Raw genomic sequence first — 22,926 nt, 5'->3', positions numbered from 1 at the left:
GAGTCGAGATCAGCTCACGTTGCGCCCCTCAAACACGAATCGGGAAGGCTCCGGGGAAGAGGAGTACCGTGTCGAAGTCACCGTGCGATCTCCGTGATCGCCGTCGTATCGAAGCCAGGAACAATCCGGCCGGCGCATCGCCACGATGCAACCAGGTTGACTTCGGGCAGTCGGCAAGAAAGCGCCTGGGTCGCTGCAATTCTGGAATTGATTCCAAACAGGGAGGGCAAATTATCGCCTCATCCGCCCACCTGGCGAAGTGCATCGCATGACGACAGCGCTCTCGAAGTGGCTCACCGCTTTTTCGCGGAAGACTTTCGGGAAGCCGAGGGTGCTTCGCGGCACGATCCGCGGACCACAAGCTCCACATTCACGGTGACGGTGTGGCGCCTTTCGCGGTGGGTTGCCATCGCTTCAAACAGCATCTCGGCAGCTTTGGTTGCAATGCTCACCACGGGCTGCCGCACCACCGTGATGGGCGGTTCGAGGGTGTCCGCCAGGTCGAAATCATCGAACCCCAGCAGAGAGACCTTGCCAGGAATCGATACACCCATCTCACGCAGAACCTTGTACGCGTGAATGGTGAGAGCGTTCTTGATGCAGAAGATGCCATCGATCTTTTCACGCCCGGAAAGGTGCCGCCGGAGCACGTCGCGAACGCCTTCCAGGTCGTTCACCTCCAACTCGGCAATGTAGGGAAGACCGGCTGCCTTCACCACATCGCGATATCCGCGCACACGTCTCTGGCTGGTGAAGAGTTTGCTGTCGCCCGCCAGGCAGAGGACGCGCTTGCATCCGCTGCGTAGCAGGTGCTCCGTGGCCATCTTCGCTCCCCCGTGGTTATCGCTGAGCACGGTCGACGCGGCATCACCGGGAAACGGCCGGTCGAAGCACACAACCGGGAACCCTGCATGCTTGAGAAGATCGGCATCTGCGGCGTCACTCGGCGCAAGGATCAGGCCGTCCACCCGGCGCTGGATGAGCGTTACCATGTGTTCACTCTCGCGTTCCGGAAGATTGTCGCTGGAGGCCAGCAGCACCAGTGTGCCGTGGGCGCGCGCCACCTCCTGAACCGCCGCCGCGGTCACGGCAAAAAATGGGTCGGCCACGCTTGGAACAATCAGCCCGATGGTCTTGGTGCGCGCGCCCTTCAGGCTCCGGGCAGCTTCGCTCGGGTGATAACCAAGCTCGTCAATCGCCTTCTGCACTGCGGCAAGCGTCTTGCGGCTGACGTTCTGGCCGCCGTTGATGACACGGGAGACGGTAGCCGCTCCGACTCCGGCGTGGTGCGCCACATCCAGTAGAACCGGAACGCTGTGTCTCTTCTTCACCAGAAATTTCCTCTCCGGATGGGGCTGGTATCGGTTTCTGCCACGTGCGGATCTCGATCGAGATGCTTCGTACTCAGTGCGACAGACTCTTTTGCAAAAACGCATCGACGAGCCAACGCGAGGCAAGCAATCATTCTCACCAGACGATGAGTATAGCCAAAGCCAATTGGACACCAACACGGCAGGCTGTTGCAATACCAAGTTGCCCAGCATGAATATGGTTCTCAGAGGCGTGCCGCCTTGTCCTGTGTAGCTTTTTTGATCTTCTCGCGAATCGGAACCGCCACGGGAAAAGCTCTTCCGGTGAAGAGATTGTGAGCTTCGTCATGCGGTCCGCGAGCAAACCGAGTCTCGACGATCTGGCTCTATCGAACGGAGACTGCAATGATCTGGGGCTCTCCGGGAATCCCGTTGACCACATCCGTGCTCAGAACGACTTCAAAATCGCGATCTTTAAATCCCGGCCCAATGCGCCTGCTCAGCTCTTCCATCCGTACTTTGTCCGTGACAAAATCGCCTGCCGCCGCGGTCCCGCTCATGCCGATCCCCGCCACGATGATCTCCGGTTGCCCGGTCTGCTCGTTATGCACCCTGGAGACGATCGCATAGTCGCGCGTGACGGAGATCCATTGCAACTTCAGATCGAGCGACCAATCCTTCTTCTCTGGCCTCTCGCTATCGGCAATCCAATATCGATCTTCATCCGTTCCGGTAAAGTGATACCGCTGCGTCGCAAGGGCGCGCATGGTCCATGGATTGTCGAGCCCACCAATCAGCACCGCAGGCCCAAGCCGCAGATCGGCAAGCGTCGTCCCGACATTCAGCTTCACCCGGTAGTCGCGGTGATGGAGAGCCATAATGTTGGAGATCTGGAGAGCCGCGAGCATATCCGAGTAAACGACGTTTTGCCCAAGCGACTCGAAATCGAGAAAGCTCTCCGGCCTGTCCTCACCTCTTGTCGGAGCCGCCGGAACAGGCTCCCCGGAGGGAAGCCGCTTCTTCCCAACATCGGTCGGCAAACAGAAGAGGACGGACCCCTTTGCCGCCAGAAGCGGTGACCACATCTCATCCAGGGCAGTCGGACGATTCCACCAGAGGAAGAAACCACAGGTGGCCAGGATAACCACAAGAGCCGAAGCCAGTGTGATGCTTGGCCAGCGCCTGCGAGCCTTCGTCTGCGGAGAGGATGCGTTGGGAGCCGCGTCTTCTGTCGGCTGGGCGACGGAGAGCGGTGCAGAGATCACCGGTTCGGCAGCCTCTGCCATCTGCGAGGCAGGATGCCCACCGTCTCGGCGTGAGCGAAACTCCGGCGCATACCGGCCCGGAAGCAGCTCGATCCGGATCTCCGCATCATGTTCTTCATCGTGGTAATACTGCGCGATTCGTTTCCGAATCTCGGCAATGGTGACACGCACGATCGGATCGGTCGCGGTGTCGTAGTCCGCCGGCCGATCGAACACGCGCACGCCCAGCAGGCGCTCCTTCAAATGCTCGCCACGACCCTCGAGAGCTTCTTCCACTACGAAGCGCAGCAAAACGGGATAGCGCTTGCTGTTCTTGAAGTGGTGAGTCTCGAGTATCCGGTTCAACTGTTCGCGGACTTTAGCCTGGTCTGCCGCGCTCATCGGAACCCCTGGGGAGGTGGGTTCGTGAATTGTGTCCATATACCTTCGCTTTCCAGCCTCATCAGCATAGGCCCGACCTATGCCAACTGACAAGCACGATTCTTTACCTCTTTTACCTCGTCCGAAATCTGACATATTCCGCCCAAATATCTCTTTACCTCCCAGTGCAATACCAGATGGAACCTATACAGGCCTTGAACACCCTACTTAGGATTCGTGCCGAACTAAAAGCCCCCTCTGGCGCGTTCTCAACTGTTCCCGGTTGACCGCGCCTGCCCGCCAACGATCGTCCTTTCTTAGAAAGCGAACTGACCATGATGAAGATCAGCAACATGATTCAAAACTGCACCGGCCAGTGCACACTCCGCTTTGGGGCTCTCGGACGCAGCATCGTCCTGTTGACCCTGCTGCTTGCAGCTCTTCCTGCCGCCTTCGCGCAGCTCACCACCGCAGATATCGTCGGCACCGTCACCGACCCAACCGGAGCCGTCATCCCAAATGCACCGGTAACCCTCACCAACCTCGCCACCCACAACCAGCGCAACGCCGTCACCAACGGCAGCGGAGACTACCAGTTCACGCTCCTGCCCGTGGGCACCTATACCCTTACCGTAAAGGCCCCGGGGTTCAAGACCGCCACCACGGCCAACCTGGCCGTGGAAGCCGGCGATCGTGCCCGGTCGGATGTCCACATGGCGACCGGCGGCCAGACCGAGACCGTCACCGTCGAAGCCCAGACACCCCTCCTGCAGGGTGACAGCGCCACCGTTAGTTCCACCGTCACCGCCAAGGCCGTCCAGGATCTCCCGCTCAACGGGCGCAACTTCGTGCAGTTGGTGCAGCTCGTGCCCGGTGCGAACGAGGGCCCCGGCAATGGTCTTACCAGTGGTGGCCGTCCGGACGACCGCCGCTCCACCAGCGGCTTCTCCGTCAATGGCCAGGACGACACCCTCAATAACTATGTCATCGACGGCATCGACGACAACGAACGCGTCATCGGCACCATCGGTGTCAAGCCCAACGTCGAGGGGATTCAGGAGATCACAGTCCAGACCAACAGCTACTCGGCGGAGGCAGGACGCACTGCCGGCGGCGTGGTCAATATTGTGACGCGCTCTGGAACGAATCAGCTCCACGGCACGGCGTATGAGTTCTTCCGCAACGACATCTTCGACGCCCGCAACGTGCAGCAGACCACAGGACGCAAACCCGAACTGCGCCAGAACCAGTTCGGAGGCAGCATTGGCGGCCCCATCTTCCGCGACCGCACCTTCTTCTTCGGCGACTATGAGGGCTTTCGCCAGGTCGCCGGCCTCACCTATACCTCTACCGTTCCCACCCTTGATGAGTACAACAACATCAATAGCATCGGTGGCGGTTCGCCCCAGGTGCTGGTCAACGGCGGCAACGGGACCCAGGGGCACGCCATCGATCCCATCGCCCTCGCGTACCTGCAGCTATTTCCCGCTCCAACAAACTCCTCACTCGCCAACAACTATGTAGCCAGTCCGAATCGCACGCAGTACAGCAATACCTTCGACGTGCGCATCGATCATAAATTCAGCGACAAGAACCTCTTCTTTGGCCGCTACACCTACAACAAAGTAGATACGGTCACTCCACAGGCCCTCGGTACGGCTCCCAACGGCATCCAGGTCAGCGGCGGACGCTACATCTTTGCAGGTCCCGCAACCGACAGTGGCCAGCAGTATGGATTCGGCTACACGCGCCTCATCAGCCAGAATCTGGTCGTCGACCTCCGCGCTGCCTATACCCGCGTAAACAATCTGTCGCTCCCTCTCAACTACGGCACCGATCCCGACACCAAACTCGGCTTCGGATCGAACATGAACTTCAACAAGCTCTCATCGTTTCTCACGCCCATCGCCATCGGCCCCTTTAGCGACGTAGGTGACGGTGCCTACGTGCCGCTGCAGGATATCGACAACACCTTCCAGTACGCGGGCTCCGTAAGCTATACACGCGGCAATCACAACCTCAAGGCGGGCGTCTCCTTCATCCGTCGCCAGGCCCGCAACGTGCAGAGCGCCTTTGCTGCGGGTCAGTACACCTTCGGCCTGAACACCGATCAGGCTGCCACCCAGAAGCAGACCCAGGACAACCAGATCGCGTCCACCCTGGTCGGAGCGTTCACGGCCGCAAGCCGCAACTACGACCTGAACCCGCCCGACTACCGCAGCTACGAACCAAGCGGCTTCCTCCAGGATAGCTGGAAGGCCAGCGCAAGGCTGACCATCCTCGCCGGTCTTCGCTACGATGTCTTCACCCCATTTACGGAGGCTCACAGCCGCATCTCGAACTTCAGTTTCATCGAGGCTCTCGGAGCTCCTGCTGCCAGCGTCGCATCGGCTCTCAAGATCGCCAACGTCGGTGGTGTCGATGGCCACGCGGGCATCCAGACGGACTACTCCAACGTTGCTCCTCGCGTAGGGTTTGCCTTCAACGCCATGCCCAATACGGTCGTGCGTGGTGGCTATGGACTCAGCTTCTTCCCGGGCAACTACACCTCGAACGCCGACCTGAAGAACGCTCCATTCGTCTCCGTCTACTCACCCAACTGCCAGTCCGTACTGGCGGTCCAGATTGAAGGAGCGAATGCGGCCGGTCAGAATCGTGCCTGCTCCGCGGCCAATGGCGAAAGCACCACCTTCGCGCAGGGACTTCCGCTTCCCGCCGCGCAAACCATCAACAGCAACGCGCTCTCATTCGTCGCGGAAGATCCTCACTTCCGCTCTGCTCTCATGCAGCAGTTCAATCTCCAGGTAGAGCAGCAGTTTGGCGCCAATGTCCTCACCATCGGCTACGTCGGCAACATCGGCCAGCACCTGCCGGAGGAGATCAACGACATCAACGTGCCGCAGCCCGGCGACCCAGCCAACCCAGCCTACTCATCGGCACGTCCGCTTTCGGGCAAGCTCTCCAACCTTGGCACCGTCAACTGGCTGCAAAGCGGCGGTGTCTCTAACTACAACGCGCTGCAGACCTCCTTCCAGCGCCGCTTCAGCAAGGGGCTTGCCTTCGATGCCAACTACACCTGGGCCAAGGCGTTGAGTGACATCACCGGCTTCTCGGAAGAAGGGCAGCAGGGGTGGAGCAACGCGAACCCATACCAGATCCGGCAGATCGAGTACGGCATCGCGGAGAACAACATCAAAAGCCGCTTCGCCCTCTCGCTCAACTACGAGCTTCCCTTCGGCAAAAGCTTCACCGGCATCAGGAAAGTTGCTTTTGGCGGATGGCAGGTGAACACGATCTCAGTCTGGCAGAGCGGCAAGCCCTTCTCGATCGTGAACAGCGGCAACGGAAACGATGTCACGGTCTCACCCATCAACGGCCAGAAGCAGGCCTATAGCAACCGTGCCACTCCTCTCAACAACGGTGGAAGCGACCGTCCGAATCAGATCGGGAACACGTCCGTGGCAAAGAAGACGCTCACCCAGTGGTTCAACACGGCTGCATTCGCACCACAGCCCGTCGGAACGATCGGCACCTCGCAGCGCAACTCGCTGGTGGGTCCGCAATTCCGTCACATCGATCTGTCCGTGTTCAAGGACTTCGCCGTGACGGAGCGGGCCAGCCTGCAGTTCCGTGCCGAGGCCTTCGACCTGACCAACACGCCCAACTTTTTCATCAATAACAACGGAGGCAACGGAAGCACGCAGTTGGGCAACGCAGCCTTCGGAACGGTCGCACAGACCGATCCGAACTACGTCCCACGCGAGCTTCAGTTCGCACTCAAGTTGAAGTTCTAAATCAATACACCTCCGAAGGGCGAGGGCTTCGAGGCGGGTCTGCATGAACGCATCGAAACCTCGCCTCCTTTTTTCCGAGCACCGCTCCGGCCGGCATCCATAGAAAGCTAATATCCATGAACGACAAACTCTCGAGACGAAGCGTAACGAGTCTCCTCGCCTCCGCGGCACTCTATCTCTCACAGTCTGGATCGGCACAGAAAACCACATCGCTGCAAGCCGCGCCATCCTCGCGAAACTTTCCCAACGACTTCCTCTGGGGTTCAGCCACGGCTTCCTATCAGGTGGAAGGTGCCGTACAGGAAGATGGTCGCGGACCTTCGATCTGGGACACCTTCTCTCACACCCCTGGCAAGACACACCATGGCGACACCGGAGATATTGCCGACGACTTCTATCATCGCTACCCGCAGGATATTCAACTCATGAAGGAGTTGGGTCTCAAGGCCTGTCGCTTCTCTGTCTCCTGGACGCGCATCTTCCCCAGCGGCACCGGCGCTCCCAATCAACGCGGCCTCGATTTCTATCACCGCATGGTCGATGCGCTTCTCGCCGTCGGCATCCAGCCCTTCTGCACGCTCTATCACTGGGACCTGCCGCAGCCTCTTCAGGACCGCGGCGGCTGGGAGAATCGCGATACCGCAAAGGCCTTCGCCGACTATGCCGGATACACCGCAGGCAAGCTCTCCGACAAGGTGAGCCACTTCATGACGATGAACGAGATGAGGACCTTCGTTCAGCAGGGATACGGCGATGGCACCCACGCCCCCGGCCTCATCGTCGGTCCTAAGCGCCTCGCGCAACTCACGCATCACGTTGTGCTCGCCCACGGTATGGGAGTACAGGCAATCCGTGCAAGCGCACGGCCAGACACGCGCGTCGGCATCGCCGATAACGTCACGGTGACCACCCCAGTGATCGAGATACCGGAGCATATCGCAGCCGCACGCGTGGCGATGCGCGAAGAGAACGCGATGTTCCAGACCGTCATTCAGGAAGGCCGCTACACGGAGCTTTACCTCAAGCGTCTCGCTGCCGACGCCCCGCACTATACGCCGGAAGAGATGACCATCATCCGCAGCCCCATGGACTTCGTCGGGATCAACGTCTATCAACCCACATGGATTCGTGCCGATCACTCTGACGCCGGATACGCAGTCGTCCCGGCGCCGTCTTCCTATCCGCGCATGTTCAGCCCGTGGCTCAGTGTGGGCCCTGAAGGAATCTACTGGGCAACGAAGCTGGTCGCCGATATCTGGAAGGTCAAGGAGATCTACATCACAGAAAACGGATCGTCTTCCAGCGATCTCATCGCGCCGGATGGTGCGGTATACGATACCGACCGGGTCATGTTCCTGCGCAACTACCTCACCCAGATGCAGCGAGCCATCTCCGACGGCGTGCCGATCAAGGGCTATTTCCTGTGGAGCCTGCTGGATAACTTTGAGTGGGCGGATGGCTATGAAAAACGTTTCGGCATCGTCTACGTGGACTTCGCGACCCAGAAGCGCACGCCAAAGTTGAGCGCTATGTTCTATAAGAATCTGATCGCATCAAATCGCATCGTCTAGTGCTTCCGAGCATCACCTCGCGGATATCGGTTTGGCTCTCCAGTCTGGAGAGCCAAACCCTATCGTCATTCTGATATGTTCGCGAACGCGCCCACTTCCAGAGTCCCCAAACGCACAAAATCCACCCAGATCGAAGAAGGGTGGAAGCGGGTGGAAGACTTATACCAAAATCCCCATAATTTGTAGGAAATAAATGGTAGGCACGAGCGGATTCGAACCGCTGACCTCTACCGTGTCAAGGTAGCGCTCTAACCAGCTGAGCTACGCGCCTGTGCGTAGTTCTATCCTAAACCACCTGGCGATTCAGAGCAAACATCCATCCCAAACATGCGCTACCATGGCCATATCCCTGCCGTGGCATTCCTCAGTCAATTTCGCGCAGCACCGAATCTCCTCACGCTCCTGCGGCTCTTCATCATCCCCTATCTCGTCATCGAGATACTCGCCGGACACTACCTCGCCGCCTTCGCTCTCTTCCTCCTCGCCGGCCTCTCCGACGGCCTGGACGGCCTCCTCGCCCGCTGGCTCGAACAGCGCACCACCCTCGGCCTCTACCTCGACCCCATCGCCGACAAACTCCTCCTCTCCACCCTCTTCCTCACCCTCACCCACGTCGGTCTCATCCCCCAGTACGTCACCGTCCTCGTCTTCTCGCGCGACTTCGGCATCCTCCTCATCGCCACCCTCCTCTTCGCCACCGGAACCCTCCGCGACTTTCACCCCAGCTTTCTCGGCAAGACCAACACCTTCATCCAGATCGTCGGACTCACCGTCATCCTCGCCGAGCGCGTCCTCGCCCCGCACTGGCCGGCCCTCCACCACCTCGACTACCCACGCCGCGCCCTGCTCGACGCCATCGCCCTGCTCGCCCCTGTCTCCGCCGCGCAGTACGCCTGGATCGTCATCCGGCGCATCAGTGCGCCAGCCCAGCCCGCCAACCCCGCCTGAGCGCCTTTCCCGCCTTGCACCGCCCCCGCGCACGCCGTACACTTGTACAAGCGGTCGAACAATAACTTTTCTCCTCTCCATCGGGGGGAGCACGGCCCGCGAACAGGAGCCTCGATGCTTCGCCTCACAAAAAAAGCCGACTACGGTCTCATGGCGCTCAAGTACCTCGCTGAGCAGGCCGCGTCAGGCGCTCAGAGCGCAAAGGACATCGCGGAGGCATATCACATTCCACCGCAGCTCCTTGCCAAGATCCTCCAAACCCTGGCCAAATCCGGCCTTCTCATCTCTCACGCCGGCACCAATGGCGGATACTCCCTCGCCCGCCCTGCCACGGGCATCACCGCGTTCGAGGTCATCCGCGCCATCGACGGCCCACTCTTCATCACCAGTTGCATCACCATCCACGGAACGTGCGACCTGGCCGGCCATTGCACCATTAAAGAGCCGCTACGCAAGGTCAACGACTCTATTAAGGATCTGCTCAACGGCATCACCATCGGAGACCTCATCGAAACCGAGCCCGTTGGCCAGATCGGAGCCGGAGTTCCGCTCGCCGGCGGACTCGTCAGTATCAGCCGCGCCTAGCGCGCAGTATCGCAGCAGGCAAACGTAGAAATCGGACCATTCGAGCCCGATTTCGCCCCATTCGCAGTAAGAAGCTTGCGCCCGGACCTCCGGTGCCTAAAAATCAATAAGAGTTATCGAAGGAGCAGCACCCCATGAGCAATCAGAGCAACGAGATCGAAGTAAGCAACAACGGCGACTTCAGCGGCGAGATGAGCAACTCCGGCTTGATCATCACCCAGAGCTCCAAGCCCCTCCCCGAGGGCGTCACCCTGCCGCTTTATATGGATAACCACGCGACCACTCAGATGGATCCTCGCGTCCTCGAAGCCATGCTGCCCTTCTTTACCGGCAAGTTCGGCAACGCCGCCAGCCGCAACCACGCCTTCGGCTGGGAAGCCGAGGAGGCCGTCGAGAACTCCCGCCAGCAGATCGCCAAGCTCATCGGCGCCACCGCCAAGGAGATCATCTTCACCTCCGGCGCGACCGAGTCCAACAACCTCGCCATCAAGGGTATCGCCGAGATGTACCGCGAGCGCGGCAATCACATCATCACCCAGCAGACCGAGCACAAGGCCGTCCTCGACACCTGTAAGCGCCTCGAGAAGTACGGCTTCAACGTGACCTATCTGCCGGTCCAGGCCGACGGTCTCATCAGCATCGAAGACCTCAGGAACGCCATCGTCACCGAGGGACCCAACAAGACCATCCTCGTCTCCATCATGTTTGCCAACAACGAGATCGGCGTCATCCAGCCCGTTGCGGAGATCGGCAAGCTCTGCCACGAGCACGGCATCATCTTCCATACCGACGCCGTCCAGGCCGTTGGCAAGGTCCCGGTCGACGTGCAGGCCATGAACATCGACGTCCTCTCGCTCACCGGCCACAAGCTCTACGGCCCCAAGGGCTGCGGTGCCCTCTACGTGCGTCGTCGCAACCCCCGCGTCCAGATTCAGGCGCAGATCGATGGCGGCGGTCACGAGCGCGGCATGCGTTCCGGTACGCTCAACGTCCCCGGCATCGTCGGTCTCGGCAAGGCCTGTGAGATCGCCGGCGAAGAGATGGCAGCCGAGTCCGCCCGCCTTATCGAGCTCCGCGACTACATGAAGAACAAGTTCGAGGCCGCTCTCGACTACGTCCACGTCAACGGCAACATGGAGCATCATCTCCCCGGTAACCTCAACATGAGCTTTGTCTACGTGGAAGGTGAGTCGCTCCTCATGGGAATCAACGACATCGCCGTCTCGTCCGGTTCGGCCTGCACCTCGGCCACCCTGGAGCCGTCGTACGTTCTCAAGGCTCTCGGCCTCGGCGACGACGTCGCACACTCTTCCATCCGCTTTGGCCTCGGCCGCTTCAACACCAAGGCCGAAGTCGACTACGTCTCGGATAAGCTCATCGATGTCGTCCTGAAACTCCGCGAGCTCAGCCCCCTCTACGAGATGGTCAAAGAGGGAATCGACCTTACCAAGATCGAGTGGGCCGCTCACTAAATCGTCGACAGCATCGCCCGCGAGCACTATCATCGAGGCACGATTGGCACGAAAAGAGGAGGAACGATGCATGACGCCGTAACCGTCGGGGTTCCTCTTCTGGCCATCCTCGCGGGCATTCTCTTCAACCGCAGCGATGTGGCTGGCAAGCTCGAAAACCAGGATGGATTCGCTCGATAAGCGAAGCTGATCGAAGGAAGTGGCAATAGACCGATGTACCGCCGTAGCCAGGAGAGAAGGAAGCGAACGTAACATGCAATGGCTTTTTGCCCACTTTTATATCTTTCTCTGGATAGCCGCGGCGCTCGTTCTCGTGGTCGGTCTGGTAAGAATGTTGTCGCGGACGATCATCGGAAAGGGTGAGTTTTCCCGGCTCCTCCTCTATGTCGTCACCATCGCCACCGCGGCGGCCTTCTTCACCAAGCAACTCGACGACGCCATTCGTTTCTGCACCAAGATTCTTCTCGTAGCGGAAGCACTCGCGATCATCTTTGATTTGAGAAAGCGCCGCTGACCGAAACCCTTTTGCAATACCCGTTGGAAGAATCCAACGGAACCCGGATATCATCGAAAGAACTGAGGACAACACCATGGCATATAGCGACAAGGTAGTAGATCACTACGAAAATCCCCGTAACGTCGGTTCGATGGACAAGGCCTCCGACGAAGTCGGCACCGGCCTCGTCGGCGCACCGGAGTGCGGCGACGTCATGCGCCTCCAGATCCGCGTCAACCCCGAGACCCAGGTCATCGAGGACGCCAAGTTCAAGACCTTCGGCTGCGGCTCCGCCATTGCATCCTCGTCGCTCGCGACCGAGTGGGTCAAGGGCAAAACCATCGCCGAGGCCCTCACCATCTCGAACACCGACATCGTCAAGGAGCTCGCGCTTCCTCCCGTCAAGATCCACTGCTCGGTCCTCGCGGAAGATGCGATCCGTGCCGCCATCGGCGACTGGAAGAAGAAGAACAACGTGGCCGAGACCGCTGACGCAGCCGTCGCCGTCGCTCACTAATCCCACCCGCGAAGGCGTCCGGTGTCTCCGCAACGGAGCCACGCCGGACGCCTTTCGTCTTGGCTTCTAGGTAGCCCGGGGCTTAGGCCTTGGGTCTCACTGGAGTCGCTCAAATCGGGCTTTAGCCCCTGGGGTATGCTTTCCCGCCCCACCGAAAAGAGTCAACCCATGGCCATGGTCTCCCTCCAAACCGCAGCCGAACGCGACGCCCAGCACGCCGCCGCGAACGAGCCGAAAGATCCCCTCGCCGGCATGACCGTCCTCACCGCCGACGGACAATCCCCCACGCAAAAGGGCATCCAGGTCACCCTCAAGGCCCTCAAGCGCATCCGCAACGCCATGGCCAAGGAGAACGTCTCGCCCGAGCAGGGCGGCCTCCGCGTCGGCATCACTGGCGGCGGTTGCTCCGGCCTCAGCTACAACATCCGCTTCGACTCCCAGCCCCGCGAGCGCGACCGCGTCTACAGCTTCGACCAGGCGCCCCTCGGCCTCAACGACGGCGCACCCCCGATCCGCATCTTCGTCGACCCAAAGAGCTTCATCTACCTCCACGGCATGGTCCTCGACTTCGAAGAGACGATCATGCGCCAGGGCTTCAACTTCATCAACCCCAACTCCACCAAGAGCTGCGGATGCGGCTCGAGCTTTTCCTCCTAACGCGATGAGACACGATCACTACAACAGCTATTTCACGCAGTTTGGTCTTCCGCTCCACCTGCACATCGATTTGAAGGCGTTAGAGAAGCAGTTTTACGCGCAGTCGCGCAAATACCACCCCGACCGCTTCGCATCGAAGTCCGTAGAAGAACAAGAAGCGGCACTGGCCCAGGCATCCCTGCTCAACGACGCCTACCGCACCCTCAAAGACCCCATTCTCCGTACCGAATACCTTCTGAAGCTCGAAGGCGTCGAGCTCGAGGAGCAGTCCCAGCGCGCCACCGAAGCAGCCAAAGCCGCCGGCACTCAGAAGAAGCAGCTCATCCCACCCGAGCTCCTCGAGGAGGTCTTCGAGCTCAACATGCAGCTCCAGGAGCTCCGCATGGCCAAGCAGATGGGTGACGACGAAGACCCGCAACTCCGCAAAGATCTCCTCGCCGCCGAACAGAACTTCAAAAACATGCTCGCCGGCATCCAGGATGAGCTCCAGGATCTCTGGAGCATCTGGGACGAAGCCACCGACACCGCCAACCAGCCCCTCCTCGACAAGACCAAGGCCGCCCTGGTCGTCCTGCTCAACCGCCGCAGTTACGTCCGCAACCTCGTCCGAGACGTCGCGGAAGCCCTAGCCTAGCCCCTCGAACTGCCGCAGATGATGGATGTCGTGCCCCGCCATCGTCTCCACGATCGTCCAGAACGTCATATCCCCGCGCTCCGGATGCGTCGCCGTCCGCGTCTTATCCGCCTCCGTCACCGTCGTCAGCAGCTTCAGATTCCACGCCCGCGCCGCCCCAAACAGCGCCAGCGCCCCCGAGACATCGTAGGCCGAGTAGCGCTCGCCCCAAACCGTCTGGTCGAACGGCTGCAGCAATCCCTCTCCGGCCAGCACCTGCCTCAACCGGAACGAAAACGCCAGCTCACAGTCCGCCAGGTGCGCCAGAATCTCCCTCGGGCTCCACTTCCCGGGTGCCCTCGGCGCATCGAGCTCCTCCGGCGTCATCCCGCACGCAAACTCGTTCAACTTCGCGGCCGTAGTCGCCAGTACCGGCAGCGGATCCTTTCCATCCAGACACGCGGCATAGGGGTTCAACGACATCGTCATTCTCCTTCAATACACGCGATTGTAGGACAATAGAAGTTATCGCCCAAACCAACGGGCCAAAGGATCTCACCGCATGGCAGAAGTTCGCGTAGTAGGCATCGATCTCGGCACCACCAACTCCCTCGTCGCCTTCATGCAAGGCGACACCCCCGTCGTCATCCCCGGCGAGGACGGCGAGCGCCTCGTCCCCTCCGTCGTCGCCTGGACCGACAACGGCGTCGTCGTCGGCAACGCCGCCCGCACCACCCTCCTCTCGGAATCGGCCTCCGCCGTCTACTCCGCCAAGCGCCTCATGGGCCGCGGCATCGAGGACGTCCAGGAAGAACTCAAGCTCTTCCCCTTCAAACTGGCCGACGACCTCAAGCCCGGAGAAGTCCTCCGCCTCAATGTCGGCGGCCTGTCGATGACGCCCCCCGAAATCTCCGCCTACGTCCTTCAGCAGCTCAAGAAGAACGCCGAGCGCTTCTTCGGAGCCCCCGTCACCAAGGCTGTCATCACCGTCCCCGCCTACTTCAACGACGCCCAGCGCCAGGCCACCAAGGACGCTGGACGAATCGCCGGCCTCGAAGTCCTGCGCCTCGTCAACGAGCCCACAGCGGCGGCACTCGCCTACGGCCTCGACAAGCAAAAAGATGGCCTCATCGCCGTCTACGACTTCGGCGGCGGCACCTTCGACGTCTCCATCCTCAAGCTCCACGAGGGCATCTTCGAGGTCATCGCCACCGGCGGCGACACCCATCTCGGCGGAGACGACATCGACAACCTCCTCATCGCCATCGCCCTCGACGACATCGCCGGTGACCTCGGCGTCGACGCCCGGAGTAACGGCGAAGTCGTCCAGGCCGTCCGCAAGGCCGTCATCGAAGCCAAGATCGCCCTCTCGACGGAGGAGTCCACCAAGCTCGCCGTAGCGCTCCCCGACGGCCAGCACTACCTCCGCGAGATCACCCGCGCTCAGTTCGACGGTCTTTCGGCAGGGGTCATCGAGCGAACCTCAGCCCCATGCATCCTCGCGCTCAAGGACGCCAACCTCACCCCCGACCAGATCGACGAAGTCGTCCTCGTCGGCGGTTCCACCCGCATTCCCGCCGTCCGTGCGCTCGTGGACAAGCTCTTCCATCTCAGCCAACGCGGCAAGAAACCCCACACCGAACTCAATCCCGACGAGGTCGTCGCCCTCGGCGCAGCCGTACAGGCGAAGATCCTCTCCGGCTCCGCAGGCAGCGCCCTCGAAGATCTCCTCCTCCTCGACGTCACCCCCCTCTCCCTCGGCATCGAGGCCCTTGGCGGCGTCGTCGCCAAGATCGTCCAGCGCAACTCCACCATCCCCGCCTCCGCCACGGAGCACTTCACCACCGGCGTGGATGGCCAGACGAACGTAGCCATCCATGTCGTTCAGGGCGAACGCGAGATGGCCAAGGACTGCCGGTCTTTAGCGCGTTTTGATTTGAAGGGGATTCCGCCCATGGTCGCCGGCCTCCCCCGCATCGAGGTCAAGTTCCTCATCGACGCCAACGGCATCCTCCACGTCTCCGCCCGCGAGCAGCGCTCCGGCAAGGCCGCCGAGATCGAGGTCAAGCCCACCTACGGCCTCACCGATGAGCAGGTCGAAACCATGATCCTCGACTCCTTCGACAACGCCGAGGCCGACATCGAGGAGCGTCAGCTCATCGAGACCCGCAACGAAGCCGACACCATCCTCTCTGCTGTCGAGAAGGGCAAATCTCACGAGGCCTGGCAGCAGCTCTCCGCCGATGAGATCGCAAAGATCGAGCAGAAGACCCAGGAGCTGAAAGCCTCCCTCGAAGGCGGCGACCGCAGAATCATCCGCAACGCCATCGACGGCCTCGACAAGTCCACCACCCGCTTCGCCGAACTCATGATGGACTCCGCGGTAGGCGGAGCCATGAAGGGCAAGACCATGCAGACGGCGGGCGAAGACATCGGCACAGGCCCCACCGCCCCTCACCCCTTCGCCAAGGCGGATATCTCGGACTCCCCGGCCTCACCCACCCTGGAAGAGATCGAAGCAGACCCCGACACCCCCGGCGATTCCACCGAAGACTAACTTGCTCCAACGAATTTGCTTTTGCAGTGGTACTTGCTTCAAGGTACCCCAAGGCTTCAGCCTTGGGTCTCACAGGACAGCCGGCGATCTGGACTTTAGCCCCTGGGGTATCCCTTTCCGTCGGCACCGATTCTTTTCATAGCCCAAAGCATATGGCTGTCTGCCAGCCATGCCGAGTAGACTGAAAGAGACATGTCAGAAAACATCATCACCCCCGTCGACCTCACCAAGCCCGCCGCGCCGGACATGGTCCGCGTCACCTTCCTGCCCGAGGGCAAGACCGTCGAGTTCAAATACGACACCATGCCCTACGATGGCCACGGCCTCCCCATGTCCTTCCTCGACGTGGCTGAAAACTACGGCATCTTCCTCGACCACGCCTGCGGAGGCGTCTGCGCCTGCACCACCTGCCACATCCATGTGAAGCAGGGCGAGCAGGGCATCTCGGAGGCCGAAGACCTCGAGCTCGACCGCATGGAGACCGCCGCCGACATCCAGCTCAACTCGCGCCTCGGTTGCCAGGCCGTCATCGAAAAGCCTGGCACCTACGTCGTCGAGATCCCCAAGTGGAACCGCAACTACGTGCAGGAAGGCAAGCCGGCCCACGGCCCTGGCGCGTAAAGTCACCCTACATGCGGGCCTTCCGTTGGTCGGCCAGGATTTGTATCCCCGACCACCGGAAGGGCCACGCGAAGCAGCAAAAAGACGTGTGAACGCCCGCCGCCCGCGTAGGGCGCTTTTGAGGAGAACGACATGCCCCGCGAAATCACCTGGACCGACGTAGAAGAGATCGGCATTCAACTTCAGGAGAAGTATCCCGACATCGAGCCCTACACGGTTCGCTTCACCGACCTGCACAAGTACGTCACCGGCCTCGAAGGCTTCACCGGCGACCCCGCCAAGTCGAACGAAGGCCTCCTCGAAGCCATCCAGACCGCCTGGAACGAAGAGTACGAAGACGCTAAAGGCTAGCCTCGTTGCCGTTCTGGGATGAGGGTGGGGCTTTAGCCCCACGTCCTGCCTTCCATCAAAGAAAGGGCTTTAGCCCGGGCCGTGGTTCCCGCACTCCCGCTCACCCTCTGCGCGATAATCGAATCCAAAACATACCACTTTGCGTGGACATGCTGTACGGGCATTTGGCCACAGAATCCATACGTTTTCCCACGTTTTACCGTCACGAAATCGTCTGGTGAAACCTTGGGAAATACGCATCGCCACCCCGTAACCCCTTTAGAAGACCATCATTACCGCGATGCCTGAAAATGGTCCAAAACAGACCAATTCTCGGAGCATTTCTCAGCAGAGGTCCAACCTCTATGCCCTGCGTCTCCGCAGTTGAGCCGGCAGTTTCGAGCCGGTGACGGTCAGGATTCCAACGCTCACCACCCCCCAAAGCACCGTCGCCGTCCCAATCAAGACAGCATCCCTCATATAGTGCCCATGCGGCCTTGGCAGGTAGCGCACCACCGCAGCCGCCACCGCGTAGCCACCCGCCGCCGCGGCCAAAGAACGCAAAAGCTCCCCATAATCCAGTGAAGCGATCGAGACCAGCCTCTTGCGATGCAGTTGGATCGCAAGCGTAACCGTCAACGCAAAGATCCCAAGATCGCTCGCCACCGCCAGGCCGTTCACCCCAAAGCTCTGATAAAGCAGCGCATAGCAGGGAATCGAAATCACCGTGATCACCGTGCCTGAGACCGCGGGCGTAAGCGTATTGCCCGCCGCATAAAACGCCCGCGCGTAGATCCCCTGCGCCGACCATAAACACAGCGTCACCGCAAAAATAGCGAAGTAAACTGCGGTCTCCTGCGCATCCTGCGGCCTGAACCTGCCTCCCCGAAAGACGTCCACGGCGGGCTCGGCAAGCGCCACCATCAGCGCCGAAACCATGAACGAAACCGCCAGCAGACGCGTCACGGACCGCGTCACCGCACCGTTGAAGTCATACATCCGCCCCTGTGCAAACAAGGAGGAAAAGAACGGCAGACTCGCCGCTCCGGCAGCCATCCCGATCACCGAAAGCGGTGCATTGAACAGGTTCTTCGCAACGGTAAGGTGCGTAATGCCGCCCTTGTCCGCCGTGGCGTAATGGTTGAGGATCCAGCGGTCGGCCATCACCAGCGACACGCCAACCATCAGCGGCAGCGAAAGCCGCAGCCACTCCACAAACGCAGGGTCGCGCAGGTTCACGATCGGGTGATAGCGCAGCCCGCCGCGCAGCGCGCCAATCCCGTTCAGCACCGCCTGCCCCAGCAGCGCGCCACCGAAGGCGCCCCAGGCCAACGAATCGATGCCGATGCGCCTCGAGAGGAGGACGCCGCCAAGGATGATGCCGAGGTTATAGACCAGCGGCGCGACTGCCTGGTACGTAAAGATCTTGCGAACCAGAAGACGCGAACCCAGCACAAACCCGGCAAAAAAGAACAACTGTGCAGGCAGAAGAATGCGCGTCAGGTGCGTGCACAGCGCGGAGGTCTCGGCGTCGAAGCTGGCAAAGAAGAAGTGCGTATACGCCGGAGCCAGCAACTCCGCGATCAGCACCGCCACTCCCAGCACCACAAGCATCGCATTCAGCACCACGGAGAGCGCACGGTCCGCGCCCAGGTCGTCTCCGGTCTCGCGGTAGCGGCTCAGGATGGAGATCAGCGAAATACTGCCTACGCCACCCACCAGGAAGTAGCTCAGCATGTCCGGCAACTGGAAGGCGGCGTTATACGCGTCGGTCAGGTTGCTGGCGCCGAACACCTGGCCGATGTACTTCTGGCGCACCAGCCCCAGCAGGCCGGAGAGTACGGACGAGCTCATCAGCAGGATGGTGGCGGCAAAGGCGGTGGAGCCCTTTACGGGAGTCGAATTGGCGGTCGTAGCCATGGGGTCTTATCGATTCTAGCCTCGCGCCCTCCGACGCGGTATCCTGATGGCTCTACCGACAGACCTGAGAAGGACCCCTCATGTTCCGTGTACGCGCTTCGCTGATCGCCGCCATCGTCTTTGCGCCTTTTGCGCTCCATGCCGCCCCGCCCGCCGGCAAGCTCCTTACACCGGGGGAAACTCGCGCCTCGAAGGCCATGGAGGTCGCGCGCAAAAGCCCCCTCGAGATGCATGCCTTCCTCGCCGGCATGCCCAAAGGCTCCGACCTGCATATGCATCTCTCCGGTGCCATCTACGCCGAGACCTTCCTGGCCGAGGCAGCGGCCGATCATCTGTGCGTGAATCCCATCACGCACTCCTTCGTGCGCGGCGAAAAGATCCCCTGCGTCGCCCCCGACGTCCCCGCCGAGAACGTCTTCAAGGACCAGCACCTCTACGACGCCCTCGTCGACGCATTTTCCATGCGCAGCTTCGTGCCCTCCGCCGGCACAAGCGGTCACGACCAGTTCTTCGATACCTTCGGTCGCTTCGGCGGACTCGCCAACCACAACGCCGAGTGGTTGGACCAGGTCGCCACCCGCGCCGCCGCACAAAACGAACAATACCTGGAAATCATGATGACGCCGTCCTTTACGGCCTCTGCGAAGGCTGGATACGTGATCGGGTGGCCTGCTGAGAACGCGTCCCCAGCGCAGTTGGCGGAGGTGCGCGAGAAGCTGCTCGCCAGTGGCATGCGGGATGAGATGGCCGCAGACATCAAGCAGGTTGAGGCTGATCTTGCCGGCCGCAAGGCCATCGAGCACTGCGGTACGCCGGAGGCTAAGCCCGCCTGCGCCGTGACCATCCGCATGATCTACCAGGTGCTGCGCGCCTTCCCGCCGCAGCAGGTTTTCGCCCAGACTTTGCTCGGCTTCGAGATGATGCAGGCGGATCCCTCGACGATCGTTGGCATCAACTTCGTGCAGCCGGAAGACGCGTACATGGCGATGAGTGAATACCACCGCCAGATGACGATGCTGGACTATCTGCGCGGCGCATATCCTGTGGGACACATCAGCCTTCACGCGGGCGAACTTGCCCCGGGCATGGTTCCTCCCGAAGGGATGAAGTTCCATATCCGCGAGGCCGTTGAGCTCGGTCATGCGGAGAGAATTGGCCATGGTGTCGATGTGATGGGCGAAGACAATCCGCACGATCTGCTCAAAGAGATGGCCGCGAAGCATGTCATGGTGGAGATCAACCTCACATCCAACGATGGCATCCTGGGCATCACAGAACCCTTCCACCCCTTGCCGCAGTACCGCGGAGCCGGTGTGCCGGTGTCGCTCTCGACGGATGATGAAGGCGTATCCCGCATCGATCTGACCAATGAATACACGCGTGCCGCGCTGGATTTTCATCTCTCGTATAAGGAGTTGAAGGATATGGCGCGCACTGGCATGGAGCACACCTTTCTGCCTGGGGCGAGCCTGTGGGCCACTCCCGATGCCTTCGGCACTCCGGTCAAAGCGTGCGCGGGCGTGCCTGTCACAAAGCCTTCAGCCGCCTGCGAAGCCTTCCTTGCCACCAGCGAGAAGGCCGCGCAGCAGTGGGAACTGGAGCGCCGGTTCGTAGCCTTTGAAGCAAAGCCGTAATTTCGGAGAACTCGATGATGCGTAACATCTTTTCTTGCTTATTTCAGTGTGTGCTGTTTCTGGTTACATTTGCCCTCGGCAGCTTTCTTCTGCATCCGTTCAACAAGCGCACGACGCTGGCGCCCGACGCCCTGCACACGCGCGTCTTCATCTGGGACGGCCTGCTGCTGATGCTGATCCTGTATGTGCTTGTGCTGTTTGTTGAAGTTTTGATGAAAAGAATCAAGACAGCCGGCCCCTGGACAACCGTTGCCCTGGGAGTCGCTGCATTGCTTGGTTTCCTGATGAAGTTCGGCTTTCTGTCGATAGACCGGATGTAAGTTGTTTCATATTGCGAACGGTCCCGGTTCTTCGATTCGACCAGATTCTGCTTCTTTCAAGGGCGCTTGGTAGACTTAAGTCTCCAACTGGAAACGAGGCATATCGCACCGATGAGTCCAACGAAGCGCACCCCCATGATGGTTCAGCCGGTTTCGGATCCTCCGGCAGCGATTACGCCTGAGATCGACAAGAACGCAGCCTGCCCGGATCTTGCAGCGCGTTCGATTGCGTATTACTCGATGGAGATTGCTCTGTCGCCTGCGCTGCCGACGTATTCGGGTGGGTTGGGCATGCTGGCTGGCGATACACTGCGTTCGGCCGCCGATACGGCCGCGCCAATGGTGGCCATCTCGCTGGCACACCGCCGTGGATACTTCCGGCAGATGCTCGATGCCGATGGTCAGCAGACCGAAGCCGATGTCCCGTGGAGCCCCGAGGCGACGCTGCCCAGCGCGGGAAAGACTGTAACGGTGACGATCCAGGGCCGGCCCTTGAAGGTAACGGCCTGGCGCTTCGATGTGGTCGGAGCAGTGGGGCACATCATTCCCGTGTTCCTGCTGGATACGGACGTTGAAGGCAACGATGCGTGGGACCGTCATCTTACGGATCATCTCTACGGCGGCGACACGTACTATCGTCTTTGCCAGGAGGCTGTGCTCGGCATCGCCGGTACGGCTCTGCTGCATGAGCTTGGCTGCACGCCGCAGGTGTATCACATGAATGAGGGGCACGCGGCCCTGCTGACGTTGGAGCTTCTGCGGGAGCAGACGGCTTCGCGGAAGTTGACCGACGCGACCGATGCCGACGCAGAGGTTGTACGGCAAAAGTGCGTGTTCACGACGCATACGCCGGTGCCCGCGGGGCACGATCAATTCGGGCTGGATCAGGCGAAGGCCATCCTCGGCGACGTGCGGGCTGGGACGATCGAGCGCTTTGGCTGCCTGCACAACGGGCTCTTGAATATGACGTACCTGGCGCTGAAGTTCTCGCGTTATGTGAATGGCGTCGCCATGCAACATGGCAAGGTTTCCCAGGAGATGTTCCCGGATTACACGATCCACTCGATTACGAATGGTGTACACGCGGCAACGTGGACTTCGCATGCTCTGCAAGAGCTTCTGGACAAGGAGATTCCGGCCTGGCGGCATGACAACCAATACTTCCGCTCCGTGTACGGAATCGAGCCGGCACGGATTTCGAACTGTCACCATCTGGGTAAGCAGAGGTTGTTCAAGCTGGTGGAGGAGAGGACCGGGCACCAGTTCGATCCGAAGATTCTGACGCTGGGATTTGCACGACGCGTGGCGACGTACAAGCGGGCGAGCCTGCTTCTCCAAGATCCGAAACGGCTTCTGAAGATCGCCAAGAAGATTGGCGGGTTGCAGATTCTGTATGCGGGCAAGGCGCATCCGGCGGATACGGCAGGCAAGGGATTGATCAAGGACGTGGTGGAAGTGGCGCAGAAGCTGAACTCAAGCGCGCTGCGGATTCTGTATCTGGAGAACTACGACTGGGAACTGGGCGCGCAACTGACGCAGGGCGTCGATGTGTGGGTGAATACGCCGCGCCGACCCTATGAGGCGTCCGGGACGTCGGGGATGAAGGCTGCTCTGAATGGCGTGCCGAGTCTTTCCATCCTGGATGGCTGGTGGATTGAAGGATGTGCCGAGGATGTGACTGGTTGGGCCATTGACGACGCGGACAACGAAGCGGCAGAGGCGCAGAACCTCTACGATAAGCTGGAAAACTGCATTGCTCCGTTGTACCAGCGGCCGAACGCCTGGGCTCGGATGCAGCAGTCGTGCATTGCGATGAACGGCACGTTCTTCAACACGCATCGCATGCTTTCTCAATACTTTGCAAACGCCTACTTCCCGCAGACGCCCATGGCGGAGCTGGAACTTGCGGGGGAAGCGGAGCCGGTTTTGGCCGTTTAGATGGGGCGTTTCTCCATG

General features: G+C 60.6%; 19 protein-coding genes and 1 tRNA gene. 15 read left to right on the top strand and 5 right to left on the bottom strand.

Features of this window, described 5'->3' with window-relative positions; genetic code table 11:
- Nucleotides 1-293: 293 nt before the first annotated feature.
- Both BM400_RS01075 and BM400_RS01070 read right to left on the bottom strand, forming a co-directional pair.
- Nucleotides 294-1,331, bottom strand: a complete 1,038-nt coding sequence (locus tag BM400_RS01075) for a LacI family DNA-binding transcriptional regulator (protein ID WP_175528804.1) — start codon at nucleotides 1,329-1,331, stop codon at nucleotides 294-296.
- 365 nt (nucleotides 1,332-1,696) lie between these two features.
- Nucleotides 1,697-2,956: a hypothetical protein gene (locus BM400_RS01070; protein ID WP_245781616.1), complete on the bottom strand. Its 1,260-nt coding sequence runs from the start codon at nucleotides 2,954-2,956 to the stop codon at nucleotides 1,697-1,699.
- Between the two features lie 314 nt (nucleotides 2,957-3,270).
- Between BM400_RS01070 and BM400_RS01065 the strand changes: the two genes are divergently transcribed.
- Nucleotides 3,271-6,729, top strand: coding sequence for a TonB-dependent receptor (locus tag BM400_RS01065; protein ID WP_089835809.1), 3,459 nt, complete (start codon nucleotides 3,271-3,273; stop codon nucleotides 6,727-6,729).
- Nucleotides 6,730-6,845: 116 nt separating this feature from the next.
- The gene (locus tag BM400_RS01060; protein ID WP_089835807.1) at nucleotides 6,846-8,300 is read left to right on the top strand and encodes a GH1 family beta-glucosidase; all 1,455 of its coding nucleotides are present in this window, start codon (nucleotides 6,846-6,848) and stop codon (nucleotides 8,298-8,300) included.
- Between the two features lie 194 nt (nucleotides 8,301-8,494).
- Here BM400_RS01060 and BM400_RS01055 read toward each other — a convergent pair.
- Nucleotides 8,495-8,571: transfer RNA gene (locus BM400_RS01055), tRNA-Val, on the bottom strand.
- Nucleotides 8,572-8,654: 83 nt separating this feature from the next.
- Between BM400_RS01055 and BM400_RS01050 the strand changes: the two genes are divergently transcribed.
- From BM400_RS01050 to hscB, 7 genes are all read left to right on the top strand, one after another.
- The gene (locus tag BM400_RS01050; protein ID WP_089841345.1) at nucleotides 8,655-9,248 is read left to right on the top strand and encodes a CDP-alcohol phosphatidyltransferase family protein; all 594 of its coding nucleotides are present in this window, start codon (nucleotides 8,655-8,657) and stop codon (nucleotides 9,246-9,248) included.
- A 114-nt stretch (nucleotides 9,249-9,362) separates the two neighbouring features.
- Nucleotides 9,363-9,833, top strand: a complete 471-nt coding sequence (locus BM400_RS01045; RefSeq protein WP_089835805.1) for an RrF2 family transcriptional regulator — start codon at nucleotides 9,363-9,365, stop codon at nucleotides 9,831-9,833.
- Between the two features lie 191 nt (nucleotides 9,834-10,024).
- Nucleotides 10,025-11,305, top strand: coding sequence for an IscS subfamily cysteine desulfurase (locus BM400_RS01040; RefSeq protein WP_089841344.1), 1,281 nt, complete (start codon nucleotides 10,025-10,027; stop codon nucleotides 11,303-11,305).
- A 253-nt stretch (nucleotides 11,306-11,558) separates the two neighbouring features.
- Nucleotides 11,559-11,819: a hypothetical protein gene (locus tag BM400_RS01035; RefSeq protein ID WP_089835803.1), complete on the top strand. Its 261-nt coding sequence runs from the start codon at nucleotides 11,559-11,561 to the stop codon at nucleotides 11,817-11,819.
- Nucleotides 11,820-11,895: 76 nt separating this feature from the next.
- Nucleotides 11,896-12,318 carry a Fe-S cluster assembly scaffold IscU gene (iscU, locus tag BM400_RS01030; protein WP_089835801.1) on the top strand — a complete coding sequence of 141 codons (423 nt, stop codon included), beginning with the start codon at nucleotides 11,896-11,898 and terminating at the stop codon, nucleotides 12,316-12,318.
- A 168-nt stretch (nucleotides 12,319-12,486) separates the two neighbouring features.
- Entirely contained in the window at nucleotides 12,487-12,975 is a 489-nt protein-coding gene (locus BM400_RS01025; RefSeq protein WP_089835800.1) for a HesB/IscA family protein, read from the top strand.
- A gap of 4 nt (nucleotides 12,976-12,979) precedes the next feature.
- Nucleotides 12,980-13,609 (top strand): Fe-S protein assembly co-chaperone HscB, encoded by a 630-nt coding sequence (gene hscB / locus BM400_RS01020; protein WP_089835798.1) that lies wholly within the window; start codon nucleotides 12,980-12,982, stop codon nucleotides 13,607-13,609.
- On the opposite strand, the gene BM400_RS01015 is transcribed toward hscB, so the two are convergent.
- On the bottom strand, nucleotides 13,601-14,071 hold the full coding sequence (locus BM400_RS01015; RefSeq protein ID WP_089835796.1) for a DinB family protein: 471 nt from the start codon (nucleotides 14,069-14,071) through the stop codon (nucleotides 13,601-13,603). The genes hscB and BM400_RS01015 overlap by 9 nt on opposite strands.
- Before the next feature lie 79 nt (nucleotides 14,072-14,150).
- Between BM400_RS01015 and hscA the strand changes: the two genes are divergently transcribed.
- From hscA to iscX, 3 genes are all read left to right on the top strand, one after another.
- On the top strand, nucleotides 14,151-16,145 hold the full coding sequence (gene hscA / locus BM400_RS01010) for a Fe-S protein assembly chaperone HscA (protein WP_089835794.1): 1,995 nt from the start codon (nucleotides 14,151-14,153) through the stop codon (nucleotides 16,143-16,145).
- Nucleotides 16,146-16,337: 192 nt separating this feature from the next.
- Complete coding sequence (locus BM400_RS01005) at nucleotides 16,338-16,766, top strand: 2Fe-2S iron-sulfur cluster-binding protein (RefSeq protein WP_089835792.1); 429 nt, start codon at nucleotides 16,338-16,340, stop codon at nucleotides 16,764-16,766.
- A gap of 132 nt (nucleotides 16,767-16,898) precedes the next feature.
- Nucleotides 16,899-17,117: a Fe-S cluster assembly protein IscX gene (iscX, locus tag BM400_RS01000; RefSeq protein ID WP_089835790.1), complete on the top strand. Its 219-nt coding sequence runs from the start codon at nucleotides 16,899-16,901 to the stop codon at nucleotides 17,115-17,117.
- Between the two features lie 342 nt (nucleotides 17,118-17,459).
- Here the strand turns inward: iscX and murJ are convergent, their stop codons facing one another.
- Nucleotides 17,460-19,016, bottom strand: a complete 1,557-nt coding sequence (gene murJ / locus BM400_RS00995; RefSeq protein ID WP_089835788.1) for a murein biosynthesis integral membrane protein MurJ — start codon at nucleotides 19,014-19,016, stop codon at nucleotides 17,460-17,462.
- A gap of 80 nt (nucleotides 19,017-19,096) precedes the next feature.
- On the opposite strand from murJ, the gene BM400_RS00990 reads away from it, so the two are divergent.
- The 3 genes from BM400_RS00990 (at nucleotide 19,097) to glgP (ending at nucleotide 22,908) form a co-directional block, all read left to right on the top strand.
- Nucleotides 19,097-20,650 (top strand): adenosine deaminase family protein, encoded by a 1,554-nt coding sequence (locus BM400_RS00990; protein WP_089835786.1) that lies wholly within the window; start codon nucleotides 19,097-19,099, stop codon nucleotides 20,648-20,650.
- 14 nt (nucleotides 20,651-20,664) lie between these two features.
- On the top strand, nucleotides 20,665-20,970 hold the full coding sequence (locus BM400_RS00985) for a hypothetical protein (RefSeq protein WP_089835784.1): 306 nt from the start codon (nucleotides 20,665-20,667) through the stop codon (nucleotides 20,968-20,970).
- 111 nt (nucleotides 20,971-21,081) lie between these two features.
- Nucleotides 21,082-22,908, top strand: a complete 1,827-nt coding sequence (gene glgP, locus BM400_RS00980) for an alpha-glucan family phosphorylase (RefSeq protein WP_245781615.1) — start codon at nucleotides 21,082-21,084, stop codon at nucleotides 22,906-22,908.
- The last annotated feature ends 18 nt before the right edge of the window (nucleotides 22,909-22,926 follow it).

Origin of the sequence: Granulicella pectinivorans (assembly GCF_900114625.1) — a bacterium.
GTDB lineage: Bacteria > Acidobacteriota > Terriglobia > Terriglobales > Acidobacteriaceae > Edaphobacter > Edaphobacter pectinivorans.
This window is presented reverse-complemented; position numbering and strand designations above follow the sequence as displayed.

Excerpts from the sequence above, each read along its gene's own strand:
- BM400_RS01060 (WP_089835807.1), top strand. The coding sequence starts at position 6,846 with ATGAACGACAAACTCTCGAGACGAAGCGTAACGAGTCTCCTCGCCTCC.
- BM400_RS01040 (WP_089841344.1), top strand. The coding sequence starts at position 10,025 with ATGAGCAACTCCGGCTTGATCATCACCCAGAGCTCCAAGCCCCTCCCC.
- BM400_RS01015 (WP_089835796.1), bottom strand. The coding sequence starts at position 14,071 with ATGTCGTTGAACCCCTATGCCGCGTGTCTGGATGGAAAGGATCCGCTG.
- BM400_RS01045 (WP_089835805.1), top strand. The coding sequence starts at position 9,363 with ATGCTTCGCCTCACAAAAAAAGCCGACTACGGTCTCATGGCGCTCAAG.
- BM400_RS01070 (WP_245781616.1), bottom strand. The coding sequence starts at position 2,956 with ATGAGCGCGGCAGACCAGGCTAAAGTCCGCGAACAGTTGAACCGGATA.
- glgP (WP_245781615.1), top strand. The coding sequence starts at position 21,082 with ATGAGTCCAACGAAGCGCACCCCCATGATGGTTCAGCCGGTTTCGGAT.
- BM400_RS00990 (WP_089835786.1), top strand. The coding sequence starts at position 19,097 with ATGTTCCGTGTACGCGCTTCGCTGATCGCCGCCATCGTCTTTGCGCCT.
- iscU (WP_089835801.1), top strand. The coding sequence starts at position 11,896 with ATGGCATATAGCGACAAGGTAGTAGATCACTACGAAAATCCCCGTAAC.
- BM400_RS01035 (WP_089835803.1), top strand. The coding sequence starts at position 11,559 with ATGCAATGGCTTTTTGCCCACTTTTATATCTTTCTCTGGATAGCCGCG.
- BM400_RS01065 (WP_089835809.1), top strand. The coding sequence starts at position 3,271 with ATGATGAAGATCAGCAACATGATTCAAAACTGCACCGGCCAGTGCACA.
- BM400_RS00985 (WP_089835784.1), top strand. The coding sequence starts at position 20,665 with ATGATGCGTAACATCTTTTCTTGCTTATTTCAGTGTGTGCTGTTTCTG.
- BM400_RS01025 (WP_089835800.1), top strand. The coding sequence starts at position 12,487 with ATGGCCATGGTCTCCCTCCAAACCGCAGCCGAACGCGACGCCCAGCAC.
- hscB (WP_089835798.1), top strand. The coding sequence starts at position 12,980 with ATGAGACACGATCACTACAACAGCTATTTCACGCAGTTTGGTCTTCCG.
- BM400_RS01005 (WP_089835792.1), top strand. The coding sequence starts at position 16,338 with ATGTCAGAAAACATCATCACCCCCGTCGACCTCACCAAGCCCGCCGCG.
- iscX (WP_089835790.1), top strand. The coding sequence starts at position 16,899 with ATGCCCCGCGAAATCACCTGGACCGACGTAGAAGAGATCGGCATTCAA.
- murJ (WP_089835788.1), bottom strand. The coding sequence starts at position 19,016 with ATGGCTACGACCGCCAATTCGACTCCCGTAAAGGGCTCCACCGCCTTT.
- hscA (WP_089835794.1), top strand. The coding sequence starts at position 14,151 with ATGGCAGAAGTTCGCGTAGTAGGCATCGATCTCGGCACCACCAACTCC.